Below are 3060 nucleotides of genomic sequence, written 5' to 3'. Positions count from 1 at the left end.
CATATCGGCGGTAGCGATTCATCCAAGAAGTCTTGACCTTCTGGAAACCCCTCATTGATACGCCCTTTGCCCGATTTGTCGTGAAGTACAACACGACCGAGAAATATCAAAAGTACACCGCCTTTGCTACCGGCGGTACCAGTACCTACTTCACGGTTTCGTTCGGCATCGGCAACTTCGAAGTCGGCGACGAGGTGACGGTCGTCGCAGGAAGTGGTGCCGGACAGATACGGCACGTCCAAAGCATCGACACTGCACTCAACCGAGTCTATGTCGACGAAACACTCTACAACTCTGAGAACGGAAACGAATACAACAACACTTCGTACCTTCTCGTCACACCGTTCAAAAAAGCAGGTGTGATCAAAGGCAGTGACAACAAAGGTGCGGTAAACAAACTCCTGCGATTCAATGCACGAGCGAAAAAGATTCAGATCAAGGTCGAGGTCTGGTCACCATCCGGATTCACCGGAGAGTGGGACATGGGACTTCGAGACATGACCACGATCTACATACCGGATCGAACTATTAAATAATCAAAATCACTATGGAACCTACAGCAAAATTCACAATTGAAAGGATCGATGAAAAGACTGCGAGAAAAAAGGATAACACCGAGTCAATCACAATTCTCAACATGGATGTCCTCCGCCAACAAAAAGAGGAACTTGAACAAGAGGTCGATCTCAAACAAAGATCGCTAACAGAAATAAGCGAGATCATTTCCGAATTCGACAAGCTACCGGTCCCTCCTAAAGAGGAACCAGTGGTCGAACCAGAAATCGGAGAACAACCACTATGAACCCAAACGACAACAATCCAAACCAGCAGAACAAACTTGACCCGTCACTTGGGTATCTGCTCTCAATTCTGCGTGACATTCCGATCTTGAACAGCGTGCCGACTGATCCGCCAAAGTACCAGATCAGCTTTGCGTTATACGAGAACGGTGGCACGCGACGGTTCTATGTATTTTTTAGCGGAGCGTGGAGGTACGCAACACTTACTTAAAAACATATGGCAACAATAACAATACAAAAAGGTCAGACACTTTCGGGAATCGCCAAGCAGAATGGCACGACGCTCGATGCCATCCTGAAAGCGAATCCAAGTATCAAGAATCCGAACCTGATATACGCCGGTTCAAGCTTGAACTTGCCCGGAGCACCGACTTCACCCGTTGTTGCCCCTAAGGCGAGCGTTCCAACCCCTCCTGCACCCGTGACACCTTCTTCGCCCGTAACCCAGCGCGTTGACCAAATTTCGAGCCCGGGGACGACCGGTGTACCCCAGAAAAGCACCCTGTATGGCGCTGAAGTGCCTTCTTCGACCAGTTTGCTCACAAAGTACCGATCTGAACTGGGTCTCGATTCTGCACTCAAAAGCATGCAGGACAACCAGACTACCTACCTCGATACCCTCAAGAATTTGCCGAAAAAAGCAGACATCTACGCACAAGAAAAATCGAAACTTGGCATAGACGTGATGCAGAAAAATCTGCAGAGTTTGGACGATCGCTTGGCCACGATGGAACTCTCAATCGAGGATTCAGAGAAAGATATCCGCAATCGAATGGTACAAGGTGGCGGTCTCGTAACCGAAAGCCAAACACAAAGATTGGTCGCCTCAGAGAAACAACCGCTTATAGACGAGTACCGGAAACTTCTCAACGAGCGCAATCGATTAGCCGACAAACTCGGAGTAGCCGATACATCGGCAAAAGAGTCGGCCGGCATGCAGTACGAGGACTCGACACTACCACTCACGATCGCAGAAAAAACTCTCGGCTTCCAGAAAGACCAATACGGCGTTCTCGGGGATCTCTTGAAGCAAGTATTCGGTGCTTCAGAAAAAGACGTCGCCAACATTATAGACGATGCCAAGTACGGCAAAGAGCAAGAAAAGAAAGATGCTCAAGATGTGATCGACCGTGCAATCAAACTCGCAAACCTCGCCAACGATACTCCGGCCGGCGTGTCTTACGATATCGGTGGCACAAAGGTCACAGGAAAAAAAGTCTCAAGCGGTTCTGATGGAGGAGGATCATCGAGCGATGTAGAAGCTTACGCACTCGAGCTTCTAAACAATCCAAACTTCACTGCAAGTAACGTGCCTCAAAACATCCGTGCTCAAGTTCTGCAGAAACGAGATCAGATCATCGCTGAAGCAAATACGCAACAGCAAGCTGATGCGGCGGCGGCTCAAGCTTTGAAATCGAGCCAGCCAAAAATAACAGCTCAAGACTTCGGTGCTGGGGTCAAAGACGTATTCACTCAACAGATACCGAGTATTGCGAAGTCCGGATTCAACACCAGCAAGAACTTCCTGAAAGGACTCTTCGGCATCGGAAATTAAAACGCTATGGCTTACATCAAAGACCCTAAAACTGGAAAGTATGTGAATACCGGTTCTGCACCGGCCACTCCTCCACTCACACCATCAGCACCATCAGCTGGTACTGCAGTGAAGTACCAAAAGAATGCCGAGGGAAAATTTGTGACGACTGAAGTTCCAAAAACCGCCGGTAAGCCAAACGTGACCACAGTCGAGGGACTGCGTGATTTTGCTCTGCAAAATAACGTAGACGTCTCCTCCACTCAACCTAAAGAATCAACCCTGCAAAAAATACTTCACGTACTCAACACCGGAGGATATGCAGTCGGTGGTCTTATAAGTGGAAAAGGAATCAAAGCCGGAATCCAAGAACGCATTCAGCCATCTGAAGCACTCGGAATAAAAAGCAAAGTCGGTGGATTTATCGCAGACATTTTGCTTGATCCTACGACGTACCTCACATTCGGCTACGGGGCCGGTGCAAAACTAGCAACAAAGGCCGGTACAGTCGTGTTGAGCAAAGCTGGAACATCAATCCTCAAGAAATCGATCCTTGAAGTCGGAGAGACTGCCGCCCGAAAAGCATTTGCAGAAAAAGTTCTTGCCGAGGGTGGTGAGAAGTTTTTAGCCAAAGGAGGTCTTAAATTTGCCGGTAAACAGATACTTCCACGATCGGCGGTCACTGCACCGTTCAGAGCGGCCGACTGGATCGCAGAAAAAACACCT

At 48.7% G+C, this 3060-nt stretch carries 4 protein-coding genes; all 4 read left to right on the top strand.

Going from position 1 to position 3060, the window contains the following annotated elements:
- Positions 1 to 32: 32 nt before the first annotated feature.
- Positions 33 to 536, top strand: a complete 504-nt coding sequence (locus tag WC259_RS08230) for a KOW motif domain-containing protein (protein ID WP_372644247.1) — start codon at positions 33 to 35, stop codon at positions 534 to 536.
- Positions 537 to 547: 11 nt separating this feature from the next.
- Positions 548 to 802: a hypothetical protein gene (locus tag WC259_RS08225; protein ID WP_372644244.1), complete on the top strand. Its 255-nt coding sequence runs from the start codon at positions 548 to 550 to the stop codon at positions 800 to 802.
- Between the two features lie 215 nt (positions 803 to 1017).
- Positions 1018 to 2355: a LysM peptidoglycan-binding domain-containing protein gene (locus WC259_RS08220; protein WP_372644241.1), complete on the top strand. Its 1338-nt coding sequence runs from the start codon at positions 1018 to 1020 to the stop codon at positions 2353 to 2355.
- 6 nt (positions 2356 to 2361) lie between these two features.
- The coding region (locus tag WC259_RS08215) for a hypothetical protein (RefSeq protein WP_372644238.1) at positions 2362 to 3060 on the top strand (699 nt) is incomplete at its 3' end.

Origin of the sequence: Dehalococcoides sp., assembly GCF_041654235.1 — a bacterium.
Lineage (GTDB): Bacteria > Chloroflexota > Dehalococcoidia > Dehalococcoidales > Dehalococcoidaceae > Dehalococcoides > Dehalococcoides mccartyi_B.
Note: the sequence above shows the minus strand (reverse complement) of the source record. Positions and strands in the feature narration are given on the sequence as shown.

What these genes read in the sequence shown, in the direction of transcription:
- WC259_RS08225 (WP_372644244.1), top strand. Translation starts at nt 548, where the DNA reads ATGGAACCTACAGCAAAATTCACAATTGAAAGGATCGATGAAAAGACT.
- WC259_RS08220 (WP_372644241.1), top strand. Translation starts at nt 1,018, where the DNA reads ATGGCAACAATAACAATACAAAAAGGTCAGACACTTTCGGGAATCGCC.